Source organism: Nocardia sp. NPDC051030 (assembly GCF_040683015.1).
In the GTDB taxonomy this organism is placed as follows: domain Bacteria; phylum Actinomycetota; class Actinomycetes; order Mycobacteriales; family Mycobacteriaceae; genus Nocardia.
Genome location: NZ_JBFBCD010000005.1, coordinates 162,498 through 180,952, shown reverse-complemented (window position 1 = coordinate 180,952; position 18,455 = coordinate 162,498). Strand labels below are relative to the sequence as shown.

The 18,455-nt window shown below is 67.8% G+C and carries 11 protein-coding genes; 2 read left to right on the top strand and 9 right to left on the bottom strand.

What is annotated here, in order from left to right:
• Positions 1-112 precede the first annotated feature (112 nt).
• The 3 genes from AB0N05_RS18470 to AB0N05_RS18460 all read right to left on the bottom strand — a co-directional run bounded on the left by AB0N05_RS18470 (position 113) and on the right by AB0N05_RS18460 (position 5,940).
• Positions 113-1,615: an MFS transporter gene (locus tag AB0N05_RS18470; protein ID WP_364695133.1), complete on the bottom strand. Its 1,503-nt coding sequence runs from the start codon at positions 1,613-1,615 to the stop codon at positions 113-115.
• 116 nt (positions 1,616-1,731) lie between these two features.
• Entirely contained in the window at positions 1,732-2,493 is a 762-nt protein-coding gene (locus AB0N05_RS18465; RefSeq protein WP_364695130.1) for a copper homeostasis protein CutC, read from the bottom strand.
• A 255-nt stretch (positions 2,494-2,748) separates the two neighbouring features.
• On the bottom strand, positions 2,749-5,940 hold the full coding sequence (locus tag AB0N05_RS18460) for a (Fe-S)-binding protein (protein ID WP_364695127.1): 3,192 nt from the start codon (positions 5,938-5,940) through the stop codon (positions 2,749-2,751).
• Between the two features lie 372 nt (positions 5,941-6,312).
• Here AB0N05_RS18460 and AB0N05_RS18455 point away from each other — a divergent pair, with 372 nt between their 5' ends.
• Positions 6,313-6,993, top strand: coding sequence for a hypothetical protein (locus tag AB0N05_RS18455; protein ID WP_364695124.1), 681 nt, complete (start codon positions 6,313-6,315; stop codon positions 6,991-6,993).
• Between the two features lie 133 nt (positions 6,994-7,126).
• Here the strand turns inward: AB0N05_RS18455 and AB0N05_RS18450 are convergent, their stop codons facing one another.
• The 6 genes from AB0N05_RS18450 to AB0N05_RS18425 all read right to left on the bottom strand — a co-directional run bounded on the left by AB0N05_RS18450 (position 7,127) and on the right by AB0N05_RS18425 (position 16,840).
• Entirely contained in the window at positions 7,127-7,963 is an 837-nt protein-coding gene (locus tag AB0N05_RS18450) for an NRDE family protein (protein WP_364695121.1), read from the bottom strand.
• Positions 7,964-8,315: 352 nt separating this feature from the next.
• Positions 8,316-9,638 carry a S1 family peptidase gene (locus tag AB0N05_RS18445; RefSeq protein WP_364696455.1) on the bottom strand — a complete coding sequence of 441 codons (1,323 nt, stop codon included), beginning with the start codon at positions 9,636-9,638 and terminating at the stop codon, positions 8,316-8,318.
• Between the two features lie 173 nt (positions 9,639-9,811).
• Complete coding sequence (locus tag AB0N05_RS18440; protein ID WP_364695118.1) at positions 9,812-11,173, bottom strand: S1 family peptidase; 1,362 nt, start codon at positions 11,171-11,173, stop codon at positions 9,812-9,814.
• Positions 11,174-11,277: 104 nt separating this feature from the next.
• Positions 11,278-12,408 carry a hypothetical protein gene (locus AB0N05_RS18435; protein ID WP_364695115.1) on the bottom strand — a complete coding sequence of 377 codons (1,131 nt, stop codon included), beginning with the start codon at positions 12,406-12,408 and terminating at the stop codon, positions 11,278-11,280.
• A gap of 45 nt (positions 12,409-12,453) precedes the next feature.
• Positions 12,454-15,117, bottom strand: a complete 2,664-nt coding sequence (locus AB0N05_RS18430; RefSeq protein ID WP_364695112.1) for a LuxR C-terminal-related transcriptional regulator — start codon at positions 15,115-15,117, stop codon at positions 12,454-12,456.
• A 13-nt stretch (positions 15,118-15,130) separates the two neighbouring features.
• The gene (locus tag AB0N05_RS18425) at positions 15,131-16,840 is read right to left on the bottom strand and encodes an Hsp70 family protein (protein WP_364695109.1); all 1,710 of its coding nucleotides are present in this window, start codon (positions 16,838-16,840) and stop codon (positions 15,131-15,133) included.
• A 268-nt stretch (positions 16,841-17,108) separates the two neighbouring features.
• Between AB0N05_RS18425 and AB0N05_RS18420 the strand changes: the two genes are divergently transcribed.
• Positions 17,109-18,422, top strand: coding sequence for an IniB N-terminal domain-containing protein (locus AB0N05_RS18420; protein ID WP_364695106.1), 1,314 nt, complete (start codon positions 17,109-17,111; stop codon positions 18,420-18,422).
• The last annotated feature ends 33 nt before the right edge of the window (positions 18,423-18,455 follow it).

Below are 18,455 nucleotides of genomic sequence, written 5' to 3'. Positions count from 1 at the left end.
CCCGGGTCAGCCGATTCCGCCGTGGACGGATCCGAATCCCTCGCCTCCGGCGTGGCCGACCGATCCGCCGCGCGGGGGCAGGCACTCCAGGCCGGATTCCTGATCCGTCGGATCAGGTGGCGAAGGGGGATGCGGCCCCTTCCGCGCGGGTCTGGCCCCTCCGGCCGGTCACCGAGAGCGGAAGGGCGATGTCCTCCAAGGACTTTCCTTCCGCGTCCACGCCGAGGAACCAGGCGATCAGGCCGCCGCCGATCATGACGGCCGCGCCGAGCAGGTAGCCGATCAACAGGCGACCGGGGTGGTCGCCGTCGCCGATCAGGGCACCGTAGACGACCGGGCCGAGCGCGCCGAAACACTGTGCGATAGCGAAGAATACGGCGATCGCCTTGGCACGGACCTCGAGCGGGAAGATCTCGCTCACCGTCAGATAGGCGGCGCTCGCTCCGGCGGAGGCGAAGAAGAAGATCACGCACCAGGCGGCGGTCTGGGTGATCGCATTGAGTACGTCGGCATAGAACAGTGCGGCCGTGATCGCCAGCAGCACACCGGAACCGATGTAGGTGCCCGCGAGCATCTTGCGGCGGCCGACGGTGTCGAAGAGGTGCCCGATCGTGAACGGGCCGACCAGATTGCCGATGGCGAAGGCGATCAGGTAGATCGGAGTGGATTCCGACGGCACTCCGTAGAACTTGCCGAGCACCAGGGTGTAGGTGAAGAAGATCGAGTTGTAGAGGAATGACTGACTGATCATCAGGGACGCGCCCAGGATGGCGCGGGAGGGATACTCGCGGAACAGGACTCGGGTCAGCGCCGCGTACCCGATCTGATGGGCCGGTTTCACCTCGATCGCCTTGCTCTCGTCGATCGGCGGCAGCTCGATGCCCGAATGCTCCACCTCGTGCTCGATCTGCGTGATCGACGCCTCGGCCGCCTGCGCCCGGCCGTGCATGATCTGCCAGCGCGGGCTTTCGGGCAGATGCCTGCGCACCACCAGGATCACCAGGCCCAGCACGGGACCGATCAGGAAGCCCAGCCGCCAGCCCAGCGACAGTTCGACATGGTTGAGCAGGATGTAGGTGCCGATCGTGCCGAGTACCGCGCCCGCCCAATAGGTTCCATTCACCGCGATATCGACCCGGCCCCGGTAGCGCGCCGGAATCAGTTCGTCGATCGCGGAGTTGATGGCGGCGTACTCGCCGCCGATGCCCATACCGGCAATGAACCGGGTGACATACAGAAACGCCACCCAACCCGCGCCATTGCCGAGAGTGGCCGCGGTGAGACCGCTTCCGACCAGGTAGACGCCGAGGGTCAGCATGAACAGGTTGCGGCGGCCCAGCTTGTCGGACAGATTGCCGAACAGGAGAGCGCCCACCACCTCACCGGCGAGATAGATCGTCGCCAGCAGGCCGACCGCGGTCGAGGACATGTGCAGCGTCTCGGGCTTGGTCAGGGTGTCGGCGACCGCGCTCGCCACCGTGATCTCCAGGCCGTCCAGAATCCACGCCACACCGAGCGCGATCACCATCCGGGTATGGAATGGGGACCACGGCAATCTGTCGATTCGGGCGGGGATCAGGGTGCGAACCGTCGATGGCGCGGGTGCCGCGGCCATGTCAACCTCCTAGAACGCGAGACGCACCACCGGCATACCCGTCCGGGGCACTCGGAAACAGGCTCACGCTACGAAGTTTTCGCTGGCCAGGGCGGTAGACACGCCCTCGGGGCGGGCTATCCGGCCGAGAAAGCGGCCTCGCACAGGGCCGCGACCCCGTCCGCGTCCGTCTCGAAATGATCGAATCCGCTCGGCACCCCGAACTCCGCGAATGTCACATCACTGTCCTGCTGCGAACCGCCCGGAACCGGAATGCGCACGGCCGCATGCAAATCCCGCACCCCGGTCAATTCGATCACCCGGCGGGCATTGTCGGCGCGCAGGCCGCCGCAGGCCATCACCTGGATTCGGTCGTCCGCCAGACTCACCAGCCGCGCGATCAAGGACGCGCCATCCAGGACCGACATCTGACGGCCCGAAGTCAGCAGGCGCGTGAAACCCAGTTCCAGCAGCCGATCGAAACCGGCGTAGGGGTCCGCGCAGACATCGAACGCCCGATGGAAGGTCACCTCCATGCCCTCGGCGGCGGCCACCAATTCCGCATTGGCGGCGGCATCGATCTGATCCTCCTCATCGAGCACGCCGACCACCACGCCGTGCGCCCCGGCCTCCCGCGCCCGGATGACCTCGCCACGGATCAGCCGGACCTCATCGGCCGAATACCGGAAGTCGCCGGGCCGGGGACGGATCAGCACATGAATCTCGACATCCCCCGCGACCTGCACCGCAGCCTCCACGAAGGCACCCCCGGGCGTCAGCCCGCCGACCGACAGTCCGGTACACAATTCCACCCGTTTCGCCCCCGCCGCATCCGCGATCCGCACCCCTTCGAGCGTCTCCACCCCGATTTCCACCCGCATCGCTCGCGCATCCGTCATACCTTGCAGTATGGCGAACTCCCGCCAATAGTGTTGCTCGGCATTAACGGAGAGTCGCTGGACCTGCGGCGATGCTGCCAGATCGCCGCAGGTCCGGCGGTGGACTCGGCCCGGCGGATCGAGCCCGGACGAACGCAGGGTGGCGAAGCAGAGCAGTCGGCTCTACTCGGCGGCTCGAGGCCGTAGCCGCTCCGGAAACGCCGAAGGCGGCGCTACCGGAGTGGTAGCGCCGCCCTCGGCGTTGGTGTTCGAGCGTCAGTTCTTTCGGCCCGGGGCCTTCATGCCGCCCTTGAAGCCCAGACCGCCCGGCTTGGCGGCGGGCGGGTTGGCAGCACCATTGCCTTCGGTGCCATTGCCGCCATTGCCTTCGGTGCCCTTGGTCTCGGTGGCGGCCGGTTCGGCAGGAGCCGTGGCGGCCGTGGCGGTTTCGGCCGGGGCCGAATCAGCCGGAGCCGCAGGCGCTTCGGCGGGGGCTGCCGGAGCAGCCGGTGCCGCGGCACCCGGAGCCTTCGGGCCGGGGCGCTTGAGGCCGGACTTCATGGCCAGGCCCTTGGCGGCGATCGTCGGCTTGGCCTCGGCGGCGGGAGCCGGAGTGGCCTCCGCCGGAGCCGATTCCGCCGTGGCGGAGGCGGCGGGAGCGGACTCGGCCGGGGCGGCGGGAGCTGCCGGAGCGGCGGCACCCGGGGCCTTCGGGCCGGGGCGCTTGAGGCCGGACTTCATGGCCAGACCCTTGGCGGCCACCGTCGGCTTGGCCTCGGCCGGAGCCGCGGCTTCCGTCGCCGGAGCCGGAGCGGCTGCGGCAGAGGCGGATTCGGTCGGGGCGGATTCCGCCGGAGCGGCGGGCTTCGCGCCCGGAGCCTTCAGGCCGCCCTTCATGGCGAGACCCTTGCCGCCGGGGGCCTTGAGGCCGCCCTTCATGGCGAGGCCCTTGGCCGGTGCGGCCGGGGCCGAATCGGCCGCCGGGGCAGCAGCTTCCGCCGGGGCGGACGCGGTCGGAGCTTCAGCCTTCGCGCCGGGGGCCTTCAGGCCGCCCTTCATCGCCAGACCCTTGCCGCCACCCGGAGGCTTGAGCCCACCCTTCATGCCCAGGCCGCCACCGGCCGGAGCGGCCTTCGGCTCGGCCGGGGCCTCGGCGACAGCCGCCTCGGCCTTGACCGGCTCCGGCTCGGAAACCGGTTCGGGCTCTTCAACCTTCGGAGTCTGGATGACCTTGAGGTTCTCGGTCAGCTGCGCGGCATCGATGCGGTCGATCGACTGCAGCATCAGCTGCGAGACGTCCACGACCTCCACGCCTTGGCCGACCTCGCCGCCGTCCTTGCGGGCGGTGACACCATCGGTCAGCATGACCCGGCAGAACGGGCAACCCGTCGCGATCATCGACGGCTCATTGCCGCCCTTGAGCGTCTCCAAGGCCTCATCGACACGGTCGACGTTGATGCGCTTGCCGAGCTGCTCTTCCATCCACATGCGCGCGCCACCGGCACCACAGCACATCGACCGCTCACCGTGACGCGGCATCTCGATCAAGGTCGAGCCCGAGGCCTCCATCAACTCACGCGGCGCGTTATAGATCTTGTTGTGGCGGCCCAGATAGCACGGATCGTGATAGGTGACGTTCTGCGCCACCGGGGACACCGGCACCAGGGACTTGGCGCGCACCAGCCGGTTCAGCAACTGAGTGTGATGCACCACCTCATAGCTGCCACCCACCTGCGGGTACTCGTTATTCAACGCGTTGAAGCAGTGCGCGCACGTGACGACGATCTTCTTCTTGGCCTGCTCCACACCCTCGAACACGGTGTTGAGCAGTTCGATGTTCTGCATCGCCAACTGCTGGAACAAGAACTCATTACCCGCACGCCGCGCCGAGTCACCGGTGCAGGTCTCTTCCTGACCCAAGACCATGAACTTCACCCCGGCGGTCGCCAGGAGCTCGGCCACGGCCTTGGTGGTCTTCTTCGCGCGGTCCTCATACGCACCGGCACAACCGACCCAGAACAGGTACTCATAGCCGTCGAAGGAGTCCGCGTCGCGGCCGTAGACCGGGATCTCGAAGTCCACCTCGGAGATCCAGTTCAGGCGATCCTTGGCGTTCTGCCCCCACGGGTTGCCCTTGTTCTCCAGGTTCTTGAACAGACCCGCGAGCTCGGACGGGAACTCCGACTCGATCAACACCTGATAGCGGCGCATATCGATGATGTGGTCGACGTGCTCGATATCGACCGGGCACTGCTCCACACAGGCACCACAGGTCGTGCACGACCACAACACCTCGGGATCGATGATGCCGTTGACATCCTCGCCGCCGACCAGCGGGCGCTCCGCCTCGGCGCGCGCCTCGGCCGAAATCTTGTCCAGCGCACGCTCATTCGGCTTGCCCTCGGCGTCGACGAGACCGATCTCGTCACCGCCCATGTCCTTGCGGCCGCCAGCCAGCAGGTACGGGGCCTTGGCGTAGCCGTGGTCGCGCAGCGACATGATCAGCAGCTTGGGCGAGAGCGGCTTGCCGGTATTCCATGCGGGGCACTGGGATTGGCAGCGACCGCATTCGGTGCAGGTGGTGACGTCGAGGATGCCCTTCCAGGACAGGTCCTCGAACTTGCCGACGCCGAAGGTGTCATTGTCCGGATCGGCGGTTTCCATCTCGATCGGCTTGCCATTGGACATCATCGGCTTGGCCGCGCCGAGGGCGACGCCGCCGTCGGCCTCACGCTTGAAGTAGATGTTCGGGAAGGCCGAGAAACGGTGCCAGGCAACGCCCCAGGTGACATTGCGGCCGACCAGCAGCAGGAACAGCGCGCCGGAGCACAGCTTGATGAAGGCGAAGATCGAGACCATGGCGATCGACTCGGGCAGGAGCTTGGCCACCTGCTCGGTGAAGAAGTCACTCCAGGTGTGGGATTCACCGTAGGTGGCGATCTTGCCGGCCTTCACGAAGACCATGCCGAGGCCCTCGACGAGCACGATGCTTTCGATCACATACGCGGGGGCGAACTTCGAGCCGCTGAACCGGGACAGGCGCTCCGGAACGCGCGGGTGGTTCAGCTGGCGGATGGCGATCAGCGTCAGGATGCCGACAACCGTTCCGATGCCGAGGATTTCATCGACCAGGTGGTAGATGCCCCACGAACCGATGATGGGCCAGTGGAATTCGGGATCGAAGGTCTGGCCGTATGCCTCGAACCACAGGATGAACCCGGCGAGGAAGCCGATCATGACGAGCCAGTGGGCCCAGCCGACCGTGCGGAATTTGTTCATGCGCGTATGCGCGAGGAATTCCACGAGCATGGTCTTGATGCGGGGGAAGAACGGCCGCCACCGATCGGGTGCGGACTGACCGACCATGATGGTGCGCGCGATGTTTCGCACGCCTCCGATGAACGATGCCCAACAGAAGACTGTGAACACCGCCCCAATCGTGCCCAGCGTCACTGTCAGGGCATTCATGTCGCGACCTTTCTTACGGGCTCTACGAGCTGTGCGAGGCGGGGCTGATCTGCCTCGGGTTGCTCGTATCCTAATAGACGGTAAGTTACCCGCTGGTAACTTAGCCGTCCAGGGTGTTCCCACACCGTAAATCCCGGCAATTCACGTCGTGAACAAAGGGCAGGCTTACTTCGAAACACGCAGTGCTTCAGGGTGAAAGGGATGTCGCAAATCAGGTGGTGATCGATTAGGCTCACGCTGTCCGACAGCTGTGCGCTTCTTCACATGCTCGGGGAGATGTTCTGCGCGTGGCAGGGCCCGAGGGAAGCCGGGCCTCGCGTGGTGAAGAAGCGGACAGACGATCTACCTGATGACGGAATGGAAAAACCGAGAATGAATCTTCGCAGCACCACTGCGGCGGCTGCCATGGTCATCGGCGCAATGACCATTGGGATGACGACCTCCCACGCCGATACCGCCCCCGCTCAGCCCGCGGGAATCAACTACTCCACCAAGCTCGTCGACGGTAAGACCGTCGTGTCCACCCTGAAGAACGGCACCTTCGAGCTCACCGAGCAGGACGGCGCCACTCCGGAGGACCCGAAGACGACGCTGGTGAACGTCAAGGACATCGCGGGTGCCACGGTCATCACCTTCCCGCTGTCTTTCGACATCGCGGGTGTGCAGGTTCCGGTCAAGCCGGAGCTCAAGGATGACAACAAGGTGCTCGAGGTGACCCCCGAGAAGCCGGCCGATGGCGTACAGGTTGTCTCGCAGCCGGTTGCGGTCAAGCCCATCGCCTCCGCTTCGGAGAACCAGCGGGCCATGAGCAACTTCTCCACCCAGTTCGGCATGGCCACCGGTATCGGTAGCTTCGTCGGCATGGCGGTCGGCGCGATCATCGGTTGCGTCGTGACCATTGTGGCCGGGTGCATCCCGGGTCTGGTCGCGGGCGCCGGCATCGGCGGCATCCTCGGCACGGTCGCCGTGGGCGGCCCGACGCTGGTCGCCGCGGGCATCGAGCTCATGCAGACGCTCCAGGCCGCGGATGGCACCACCAAGTGGGCCAACTGATTTAGCAACGCCTTCTGCTGAAGGCGGCACTGTGGCTCGGCCCGCCCCGATGACTCGGGGCGGGCCGAGTGCGTTTCGGGGGATGCGATTTCGGTTGCGGGTGCGGGCCGGGCGTGTCGCCGCCGGTGCCTGATCAGGCCGGTAGGTCGAGGCGGCCGTGGAAGGACACGGTGCCCTTGCGGCGGCCGAATCGGCCGAACGTGCGTTCCGTCACTTCGACGGCGCCGTCCTCGCGGACCAACAGGACTGTGCTGCACCGGGTTCCGTACCAGGGGTGGGCAATGAAGCGGGGCGAGGCCGCGCGCTCATTGAACTTGGACAGACCCGTCTGGGGGAGCTCGGTGTCGGCGGCGCGGGTGCGGTCGGCCAGCACCGCGAGATAGCTCTCGACATTCGAGGGATCGGATTCCACCACGGCGCGCAGGGCGCGTACGCCCTCTCGCACCTTCGGCCACGCCGGAGCGTCCGTGCCCAAGCGGATTTCGCCATCGGGCTCCAGCGAGCCCATCAGCGCACCATTCGATACACCATGGAATCCGGGCAGCAGCTCCCGTGGCGCCTGCGTACTGCGATTGCTGTGCCACCACAGCGTCTCCAGATCGGAGATCACCAGATTGAAGCCGTTGTAGTCGTCCGGCGCGGCCGCCACGCCCCGCACGAACTTCTCGGGTCCGGTCTCCCCGCGCAGGAAGTCCAGCAGTAGCGCTCCCCGCGACCGCACATCCGTCCTGGTCTCACCCGGGGCACGCACATTGGTGACGGTCGCGAACCGATGCGCCTCCCGGCTCACCCCCAGCCAGGTCCCGGGCACCTCGCCCCCGGCCCCCAGATCGCGCCCGGCCAGCAACCCCGGCACCTCATCCCACCAGCGCAGCGATTCCGTTGGCCGCGAATACAACTCATCCCGATTGGCGGCAACGATCAACCGATACTCCGGATGCGCCCGCCACCCCGCCAACACCAAACACATCCCTCCAGCATGCCCCACCGCGCGCCGCCGCACCTACGCCTTCCGAAGCCCGCCCGACGACCCCGCACCGCCCCAACACTGCCCGACTCACACCCCTCTCTCGAAAACCGCTGAGGGAGCACTCATGGCGTCCGACTCACCCGATTGCCGCCATGAGTGCTCCCTCGCGTGGAGCTACCCCCACACCCCACACTCCGCTCGTCGCACCACGTGGAAAGTCTTCCCGTCGAGGGAGCTGTGGTGGCGGCGAATTCGGGCAAATTCCTCCACCACAGCTCCCTCGCGGGTGGTTCGGGAATGCGAAAAGGCCGGTAGCTGTGGGCTACCGGCCTTTTCGGATGCTCCGAGGGGGTCAGTTGGTGCGGACTCGCAGGCCCGGGTTATCGGAGAGAACCGTGGACACCGGCTGGGCGAAGAGCTGGGGGGCGTTGCCGGTGATGAGGCCGATCAGGTTGGGGATCTCGCAGATCGGGTAGTCGGCGACCGAGGAGGCGCTGGAGATGCCGAGGGCGAGGGTGCCGGTGACGATCGGGCCGCCGCTGTCGCCGGGGAGGGCGCAGATATTGGCGGAGAAGGTCTGGGTCATGATGCGCTCGCCGACCTGAACGGTCTGGTCGACGGCATTCACGACACCGCAGCTGAAGCCGGTGCGCGAGCCCGACTTGCAGACCGGGGCACCGACGACCGGGATCGCGACACCGGTGACGGCGACGGGGGCGGCATTCGGGACGCGGACCGCGTTATTGGTGAAGCGGTCGTGCGAGGCATCGTTGATCGCGATGATCGAGTAGTCCTGCGCGCCGAGAATCGACTTCTGGAAGGAGCCGACCTGCGAGCCGACGGTGTCGCTGCCGATCAGTTCGAACGCGCCGGGCGAATTCGCGCCACCGGTGGCCGGAATGTTCGGGTTGCAGTGGCCCGCAGTGATATTCACGACATTGCCGGAGCCATCGGTGCCATTGAAGCCGAGCGAGCAGCGCAGCTGCATGCGACCGGCGACCGAGGCGAAGCCGTCACCGGCGGCCAGCGCGCGCGGGCCCTCACCGGCGATGGCGGTGGCGGTCTGCAGCGTGGTGTCCTCATTGCCGGTCGGCGGCACAGGCATCACGACGACCTGAGCCGGGTCGACGAAGCCGGGCATGGGCAGCCCGGCCTTCTCCACGCGCACGGCGATGGTGTTGTTGACGGTGTCGATGGCCACGCCGCGGACGGCCTTGGCCACCTCGGCCGGCTGATCCTTCAACCAGGTCTGGAATGCGTTCTTCTCGCTGCGCAGCGTGGTCTCGCTCTTGGCGACATCCTTGGCCACGAACCCGGCGTCCTGAACGGCCTTGCGGGCCTTGTCCAGATCCGCGCCATCGGAGAGGGCGACGACGGCCTTACCGGCCTCGTTCAGCCAGGCGCCGGCGAACACGTTCGGGAACTGCCGCTGCGCGGTGGTGGCGAAGGCCGCCACCTGCTGGGCGAGATCGGCGCGGGCGACATAGTCGGCCGGGGAGATCTTCAGGTCGCGCTGGATCGCGGCAATGAGTTCCGCGGGCAGATCGGGGGTCGCGGGCTCCGCGTGTGCACTCGCCGCCAAGGGTCCGGAGATCAACAGCGCTGCGGCCGCAATCGCTGCTGAACGGACAAGGGCACGTGGGCGATGACCCACGGCAGGCGAAGAAAAGCGCATACGTGGCAGGAGCATACGGCGACTATATGGGTTCGAGCCCGTTATGCCTACTCATCTCGGGGTGACGTTTGGGTGATTCCGCCGCAAACAGTCGGCGTGTCGGAAGCAAGATCAACCCGTGTCGCCGGATAGGTCGACACGAGTTGAACTGTCTATGAACGTTTCCTCGGCCGTCAGGCGTTGGAACGCGTCCGAACCTGAATTCCGCTGCCCAGTCCGCCACCCGAATTGGCATCGATATCAGCCAGAATCGCGCGGACCGGAATGCCCAGAGAAGCGGTTCCACCGTACTGCGCCATAACGCTGTTGGCCTCGTTGCAGTTCGGCGCGTCGGCCGCATTCGAACCACTGGTGATGCCGAGCGCGAGGGTGCCGGACACGATCGCGCCGCCACTGTCACCGCCCAGGGTGCAGGCGCTGGAGGCGAAGCCCCGAATGGTCTTGGACTGGCCCTCCGAGGTGTACAGCTGGGTCTCCACCCGATCGGCCACCACGAAACCGCAAGTGAACGTGGAGGATTGACCCGACTTGCAGACCGGCGCGCCGGTGATCGGATCGGCCACGCCGGTAATGGTGAGCGTGGTGCCGTTCGCGCCGCGCACCGACGGCTGATCCATGCCGTTGCGCACCGCGTCCTCGTTCAGCTTGATGACCGAGTAGTCGAGCGCGTTGCCGCCACCCAGCTGCGAGGTCACGAAGGTGCCGACCCGAGGGCTGGCGGTCAGATTGCGCACATTGGGCAGGTACACATCGGCCTGCTCATTGCTCTTGCCGATATTCGGATTGCAATGCCCCGCACTGATGTTCAGTGCGTTGCCGGAGCCGTCCACCGCATTGAAGCCGAACGAGCAGACATCCACGCTCTGCAATGCCTTGTCGTCCAGCGAGGTCGGCGCGCTGATGTAGGTGTCGCCGCCCATCGGCCGGCGCTCGACCGGGCCGCCGCTGTTCGGCGACAGGATCACCTTGATATTGGCGATCAGGGTGGGCAGGTTCAGCAGATGCCCGGCGGGGGTGTTGGCGACGCTGAGCACCAGCTGGCTATTGAGGAAGTCGATGGCGACCGAGTTGATCGCGGTGGAGATGTCGAACGGCATGTCGGCGATCGCCCGGTTCAGCTGACTCAGCGAACTCTCCAGATTGTCCGCGCTGATCGGCGCGAGCCGGGTCTGGTAGCCGTCGGCGGCGGCGATGCGGGCGGCATCGAGGGAGGTCACGGCCAATACCGGCTTACCGTCGGTGCCCATCCAGGCGCCCGCGAATTCCTCCGGGCGCTCGGACCGGAATTCCTTTGCGTAGTCCCGCAATTGCTGTGCCTGCGCGGCCCGGTCCAGGTATTCGGCGGGCGTCATCTTCAGATCGCGCTGAATTGCCTGCACCAGTTCGGCCGGAAGTTTCTCGGCGGCGAGCTGCTCGGGGGTAACCGGGTCCGCGGTCGCGGAAGTCGTTGCCAATAGGGGACCGACAAGAACGGTCGAGGCGAAAGCGACGGTGGCTGCTCGAACCGCGGCGCGGCGCGCCATGAACTTGCGCATTGGGTCCCTTCGTAGTGCACCAGCAGACCGACGGTCCGGTTACTTCGCGGAACATCGGTCAGCGCATCACTTTAGGGCACAAACCACCGCAGGTCTCTACGAAATCATTGCGGATTCGTCGCCCACGGGTCCTGGAACACCGGTGGCGTCGGCAACTGCCACGTGGGCACGGGTGGGTACTGATAAATCGGTGGCACCGGCCGGGTCGTGGTCGGCGGCGTGGTGTGCGTGGTGGGTGGCGGCGCGTCGCTCGTGGTGGTCGGCGGGGCCGTGGTGGTGACCGGTGGCGGTTCGACGCTCGCCTGGGGTTCCACCGATTCGGCCGGGGGCGTGGTGGTCGGCGAATCCGCGCCCGCGCCACCCGGCGGCATGGGCACACCCACGCCCGCGGTGAGGGACGGCTCGGAACGGACCTCGCCGCGCGGCGGGCCGGGCGTCGAATCGTCCCGGTGCAACACCGTCGCCACTCCGAGGCCACCGAGCAGCAAACCGAGCACGGCGATCACGGCGGCAATGATGTACGGGCCGCGGCTGGGCTTGCGCGGGGCCGGAGCGGGGTCCATCGGAAGATCGTCTTCGACCACCGGATCGGCGGTGGTGGCGGCCGGGATGGCGGCCGAATACGCCTGCGCCAAGGCCGCAGGGGACTTCAGTGCGGGCAGGATGTCGGTGACGTCGGCGGCATTCGCGGTGGGGGTGGTCAGATCTGGCGGGGTCAGGCCGGCGGGGGTGGACAGCACGGCGGCCAGGGCCGCGCGGGCGGCGTTGTAGGCGAAGGATTTGCCGGTGTCTTCCTCCGGCTGGGGTAGGTCGGCCTCGCTGACCAGCACCACCGACTTCAGGCCCAGATAGTCGAGCGCCTCGCGCACGGCCTGGACATGCGTGTCCGGCCAGTCGCGCGGATAGGTGGCATAGAACTCGGCCGGGCCGTTCAGGTGATCGGCGGCCAGATTGATCAGGCAGAAGGCGGCGGTCGCGAGCAGATCCTCGGCGCGATAGGCCTCGCCGTCATCCACCGAGATGCCGTTCGGATCGCCCACCGACGCGACGAAACCGCTGATCGAATGCGAATGATCGGCCGGCTGATCGCCACCGAGCACCGCATCACCGTCATCGGACATGTGCAGGATCGACTCGCGCACAATGTAGTGCACCGGGAGTGTGGCGTCGTCGCCGGTCACCACCGCGACGACGGACTCGTCGTCGGCGATCCGCAGGCCCACCCCAGTGGCCATCCTCGTTACCTCACTCGGTGCGTCCGGGTCCTCCCCGCGCCGGGGTCAAACCAATAATGAACCGTGACCCATGGCGCGGAGCATTGACAATAACTCCGAACGGGAGCCGGCACCGATTCGACGCCTGATCCGGGCCACATGATGCTCCACCGTTTTGGCGGAGATATACAGGCGAGCTCCTATCTCACGGTAGGTCAAGCCCAGTAACACCAGCTCGGCGACCTCACGCTCGCGTTCACTGAGCACCGTATCGGGCAGCGGTTCCGGGCGCGGCCGCGGTGCCGCCGGAGCGGGCGGGCGCACCGGATGCTCCGGCGGTCGCGCCTGCGCACGGATGGTGCGGGCCAATTTCAGCAGGGCCGTGGCGGTCGCGGAGTCACCGGCGGCCAGCGCGGCCTCACTGGAGAGGCGGGCGGCATCCCAGATCAATCCCAGCGCGGCCAGGCGGGCGACCACCGCCTCCACCCGGGCTCGATCCACCTCACCGCGCAGGACCAGCACCCAGGTGCGTCCGGCATCCGCGAGCGCGGCCGCCTGCGGATCACCGGCCTGTGCGGCGGCCTTCAGCGCGAGTGCGTGCGGGAGCAGCTCATTCGGGCTCTCGTGCGCGATGGCGGCCTGAATCGCGTACCAGTGGAAGGCATTCGACCACGCGGGCGGATCACCCAACCGACGCAACAGCTCCCCGGCCGCGCTGACCAGCGCGGTCACCCGGCCCTCATCACGCAACCGGATACCCGCCAGCCACAACTCACCGATCGGCAGCAGCGCCAGCAAATCCGCGCTGACCTCGTCGAACAGCGGATAAGCGGCCTGCCAAGACAAAGTGAGCGCCGTGTGATCGCCGCTGCGCCGCGCCAACCCCACTCGAACACCATGCGCCAGCAGTCGATCCCTGGGTTCCAGTGCGCCCACATCCAATTCCGCGACAATCGCCGCAGCGGACTGCTCGTCACCCCCGAGCATCGCCACCCACGCCGCCAGCACCAGACTCTGCGGATCGTGACCCTCACCGCGCAAAGCGTCTGCGGCCCTGCGTGGTTCGCCCATGCTCAGGCACAACAGTGTCGCGATCGCGACCCCGGAACACGGCAGGAACCGGTCCCCGCGATTCTCCGAGGGACCGGGCCCCGAATGCGTGGCATGGATCAACTGTGAGGCAGCGGCGACCGCAGCGGTTCGTGCGGCGTCGGACACGGCGGGAACGAAAGGCTCTGGCACCGACTCGGATTCGAGCGAGTGATCGGTGGCCACTCCGCTCGAACCGGAATCGCTCGCCTCCGGCCTGCCGGTGAGTGTTGCTCTGGTGGTCGCCCCCTCGGCGAAAGTGTCTGGGGCCATGGGGGATCCGATCGAGCTGGACAGGGCCTCGGCGATCAGGCTCGCTCGGGCGGTGGCCTCGGTGGGGGGCCAGTGGGCGGCGGAGGTGGAGAGGGCTCGGGCTCCGGCGGGGTCGCCCGCGAGGTAGAGGACGGTGGCGGCGGTTGCCCAATCGGGACCTACGCGGTGGGGGCCGAGCCAGGTGTAGAGCTGGGCGGCGCGGGTGGTGAGGGCGCGGCGGGTCCAGACCGCGGCGCAGATGCGTACCGCGGAGGCGAGTTCGAGGGGGGTGGTGCCGGGGCGGGCCAGGGCCGGTTCGGCGAGGCGGAGGGCGGTGTCGAGGTCACCGGTGCGGGCGGCGGCGTCGGCCCAGCGGACGGCTATGGTGTCGCGATCCGCGCCCGCGGTGACGGCCGCGGCGTAGTGGCGGGGGGCTTCGGCACCGGCCTTTTCGGCTGTGGTGCAGAGGAATTCGGCGAGCCGGTCGTCGCGGACGCCGGATTCGGCCAGTAGCAGGGCGGTGTGGTCGCGGAGCAGGCCCGCGTCGAGGCGGGCTTGCAGGAGCTTGCGCTGGACGGCGAGGAAGCGGCGGTCGCCGACCAGGGTGCGCAGCGGGGTCACGGCCGGTGCGAGGAGCAGGTCCGCGTCGGTCACCAGGGCGCTGCCCCGGGCGCGATCGACCAGATCCTGTGCGGCCGTATGGGTTATCTCCAGGATCTCGGTGAGTTCACTGGCGTCCAGGCCCGCGCCGATGGCGGCGACCACGAAGGTGTCCAGCAGGTCCGGGTCCGCGTCATCGAGGCGGGCCCGCGCCCACGCCGACACCGCGTCGTCGACCGCGCCCATACCGGCATCCAGCCGGGTGGCGCAGGCCGCGCTCAAAGCGGCGACCACGCCGCCGTGGATACCGGCGGTCTGCCGATGAATGTGCTGCGCCAGGCCGCGGGGAACCATCATGCCGAGTTCACGCGCGAACGGCGCGATCTCGGCCACTCCGAGCACTCGCAGATCGATCACGCGCCCGCGACGCGCCACGAGGTCCGTGAGGGCCCGCAAATGGGCATCGTGCGGGCGGGGCCGCGCCGCGATCACCACGGTGCGCGAACCCGATTCCACTGCCGCGCGCAGGCTTTCGAACACGTCCGGGGCCAGGGAGTGCGCGTCATCCACCACCAGCGCGGCCTGCCCCGCGTCGGCGGGATCGTCCGTCGATGCCGTGCCCTGGGCGCGCAGGCGCGCGCGGATGGCGGACAGCAGGGTCGACTTACCGGTGCTGGAGCGGCCGCGGATCAGATAGAGCGAGGGGACTGGATCATCGGAGCCCAAGTCCCGGAAGATGTCTCGCGCGCAGGGGAGTGAGTCGAGCGCGACGGGGGTGTTGCCTATCACGGGTTACCAACTCTCAGCCGCCGGTGCGGGGAAGTATCTGATTCGGCACCGTCGGTACCTGCTGGGCGGCGCTGCCGAGGGTGTCATTGAGATTGGGCAGCGTCGGAGCCGCCGGAAGATTCTGCTGCGGAACCGTCGGAACCTGCTGCTGGACCGTGGACGGTTGCGGCGCAGGCGGATTCGCCTCACCAGCGGATGCGGCCGGGTCGGCGGCGGGGGCCACCGGGGCGGGGCCGTCGGCCGTCGTGGCGACCGCAGCCGCGGCGGGTGCGCCCGGATGCGTGAGTGCGCCCGGGTTCGTCGGCGCGGTGGTGTTCACGGTCTGTGCGATGGGGGCGGCCTGCTGGGTCGGATTCGCCGAGCCGTCGCGGCCGTCGAGGGCCGCCACACTGGTCGAAGGTGGTTGCGGGGCAGTGGAATCCGACGGAGCGGATTGCATGCCGGTGCCCATGGCCAGGGTGCCGGTGGCGAGCGCGGCCACCGCGATCGCCGCCGCCCCGATCACGGCCACCCGCCGCCAGTGCGCGAAGCCATTGCCGCCGGTCGAGGTGGGTAGGGCGGGCAGAATCGGAATTCCCGCCGCCGCGACGCTGTCGTCGGTCACCGTCTCGGGCGGCGCGTCCACTGCGACGGCGTCCGCGGAATCCTCGCGCGCGGCGTCGCCGGTGACGATGCGCTGTGCCGGTGACTTGGTGACGGCGGGGTGGGGTTCGGTGGCGGTGGTGTCGGCCAGCAGGTCGGCGGCGAGCAGTGCCGCGCCGTGCGCGCTGAGGTGGGCCGGGTCGGAGGCGGCGGCGACCGGGACGCCGAATTCGGTGGAGAGCAGCTCGGTGACCAGGGGGATGGCCGCGCCGCCGCCGGTCAGCAGGATGCCGTCCAGGTCGGCGGGGGTGAGGCCGGCGCGGCGGATGGCCTCACGGACCAGGTCGGTGGAGGTGAGCAGGGGGCCGCGGAAGAGGTCTTCCAGTTCATCGCGCACCAGGCGGACCTCGACGGCGCCCAGGGCGGGCAGCCGGACCGGAACCATGGTGGCCGTTTGTTTGGAAAGAGTTTCTTTCGCAATTCTGCATCGGACCCGGAGAGCGGCCAATTCTTGTTCCACCAAAGGGTCGAAAGGATCGAAATCCTTTTCGCCCACGGCAAAAGCGAGAACATAACGCATCGTCAGCAGATCGAATTCCGCGCCCGCCACGCCGGTGGAGCGAACCGGTTCGCCCAACATGCCCGACATGGCGCCGGTGCGCGCTACCGAAACGGTCAAACCCGTTGCGCCCAGGTCGTAGACAACCATCGCCCCATCATGGGTCGATTCGTGTACTTCCTGTAGCCAGCGCATGGCGGCGGTCGGCTCCGGAACCAATGCCACACCGTCCAGTCCGGCGGCGGCGAGGGCGGCGCGCTGCACCTCCACGGTGTGCTGCGACCACCACGCCGGATAGCAGGCGACCATCGCCGCGGCGGGGTGCGAGACCTGCGAATGCAGGGCCGCGTCCAGGGCGCGGCCGACCGCCGCGGCCACCAGATCCGCTGCGCGAACAGCGGATCCATCACGCGTGCGAATATCGACGGGGTCCCCGACCCGCGACAGGAAACTCTCCGGAACCTCCTGCTCCGACCCGAGCATGCTGGGGCGGATATGTAGTTTGCGCTGTCCCCCCGAAGTCGTCACGGCGACTGTATTGGACGACCCGACAGTGATGCCGAGCGCCATACCCTGACTCATTCGAGTTCCCCTGTCGTTCCCGATTTGTACGAAAACCTGGTTGTGGCCGGTTGGCCCATGGGTCCTGTCGGTTGCTGGGGGATCGTCGTTACCGCTCGACACGCAGGTATGGGGAAATTCCCCTAATCCACACCCCGCCCCCAACCCGGCCGCCACACAAAGGTGGGGAGTTCACCCCGTTTCGGCGTAACGCGTCGAGTTCCTAACGTGAAAGGAAATTCGAGCAGTGCGGGTCAGCGGGGCCCGCCCATCGAGGAGATGATCAGCCATGAGCCCCAATGCAATTCTCGAGTTCATCCTCAACCTGCTGCGGGATCAGGAGGCCGCGGTCGGTTACTGCACCAATCCCGGCCAGGCTCTCGCCGCCGCCGGATTGGACACCGTGACACCCGAAGACATCGCCGCCGTCGCCCCCATGGTGGCGGAATCCGCACTGGTTGCCGGAGGTTCGCAGCTCTCCGCGATCATTGCCGCGGGCGGCGCGAACGCCGCCGCGGATGTCAACGGTTCCGCGGGTCTGAACGGTTCGACCGGCCTGAATGGCTCCGCGGGCCTGAATGGTTCCGCCGGAGTCAACGGCTCCGCGGGTACCAATGGTTCGGTCGGCGTGAACGGCACGATCGGTGCCGGTGCCTCGACCGGAACGGGCATCAACCTCGCCACCACCTCGGCCACTCAGGTGAGCCTCGGCGGCGAGGCCGGATCCGGTCTCGAGCTGGGCCTCGGCACCCAAGCGGGCATCGACCTCAATACGGGTTTGTCCACAGGCCTCGGCGCGACTGTGAATGCGGGCACCCACGCCTCCACCGACCTCCAAACCGAGCTGACCAGCGGCATCAACACCACCCTCGGCCTCGACGCCCACACCGGAACTGATCTTGCTACACAGCTTTCCACCGGTGTGGGCACAACTGTGGATGCCGGTGCACAACTCGGCACCGGCCTCGGCGCGCAACTCGGAACCGGTTTGGACACAACCCTTTCGGGCGCGGCGAACACGGCTCTCGGCGCCGGAACTCAGATCGGCACCGGTCTCTCGGGCGGCGTGAATGGTGCCGTCGATGCGGGCACACACCTCGGAACCGGTGTGGACGCGGGTCTTTCGGGCGCGGCGAACAGCGTGCTCGGTGCCGGAACCCACGTCGGCGCGGGCCTGGAGACCGGGCTGACGGGCGCTTCCGATGGCGCGATCGGTGCGGGTGCACATCTCGGCAGTGGGCTCGATGCGGGATTCTCCGGCGGGGTCGGCACTGCCTCGGACCTCGGTGCGCATGTCGGCAGCGGGTTGGACACCGGGCTTAATGGGGCCGTGGGCGGCGCGACTCATGTGGGGAGCGGGCTCGACGCTGGGCTTACCGGGGTGGGGAATGCTGTGGCGCATGGTGGGGGTGCGGTGGATGCGGGGTTGCACGCGGGTGGCGGCAATCCTTGGGCGGGGCTGGATGTTTCGAATGCGTTCGGGGGTGGGGTGCATGCCGGTGGGACGGATACCGGGCTGTTCGGGGATGCCGGGGCGCACGGTGGGGCGGACCTCGGGGTTCATGGGGGTGGGGACGTGATCGGCGACATGTTGCATTCGTAGGCAGCGGGACCGCTCACCCCATCGCAACGCGGT

Bases quoted from the DNA above. Each gene is read 5' to 3' on its own strand.
- AB0N05_RS18435 (WP_364695115.1), bottom strand. From the start codon at position 12,408: ATGGCCACTGGGGTGGGCCTGCGGATCGCCGACGACGAGTCCGTCGTC.
- AB0N05_RS18450 (WP_364695121.1), bottom strand. From the start codon at position 7,963: ATGTGTTTGGTGTTGGCGGGGTGGCGGGCGCATCCGGAGTATCGGTTG.
- AB0N05_RS18420 (WP_364695106.1), top strand. From the start codon at position 17,109: ATGAGCCCCAATGCAATTCTCGAGTTCATCCTCAACCTGCTGCGGGAT.
- AB0N05_RS18455 (WP_364695124.1), top strand. From the start codon at position 6,313: ATGAATCTTCGCAGCACCACTGCGGCGGCTGCCATGGTCATCGGCGCA.
- AB0N05_RS18460 (WP_364695127.1), bottom strand. From the start codon at position 5,940: ATGAATGCCCTGACAGTGACGCTGGGCACGATTGGGGCGGTGTTCACA.
- AB0N05_RS18425 (WP_364695109.1), bottom strand. From the start codon at position 16,840: ATGAGTCAGGGTATGGCGCTCGGCATCACTGTCGGGTCGTCCAATACA.
- AB0N05_RS18470 (WP_364695133.1), bottom strand. From the start codon at position 1,615: ATGGCCGCGGCACCCGCGCCATCGACGGTTCGCACCCTGATCCCCGCC.
- AB0N05_RS18445 (WP_364696455.1), bottom strand. From the start codon at position 9,638: ATGCGCTTTTCTTCGCCTGCCGTGGGTCATCGCCCACGTGCCCTTGTC.
- AB0N05_RS18440 (WP_364695118.1), bottom strand. From the start codon at position 11,173: ATGCGCAAGTTCATGGCGCGCCGCGCCGCGGTTCGAGCAGCCACCGTC.
- AB0N05_RS18465 (WP_364695130.1), bottom strand. From the start codon at position 2,493: ATGACGGATGCGCGAGCGATGCGGGTGGAAATCGGGGTGGAGACGCTC.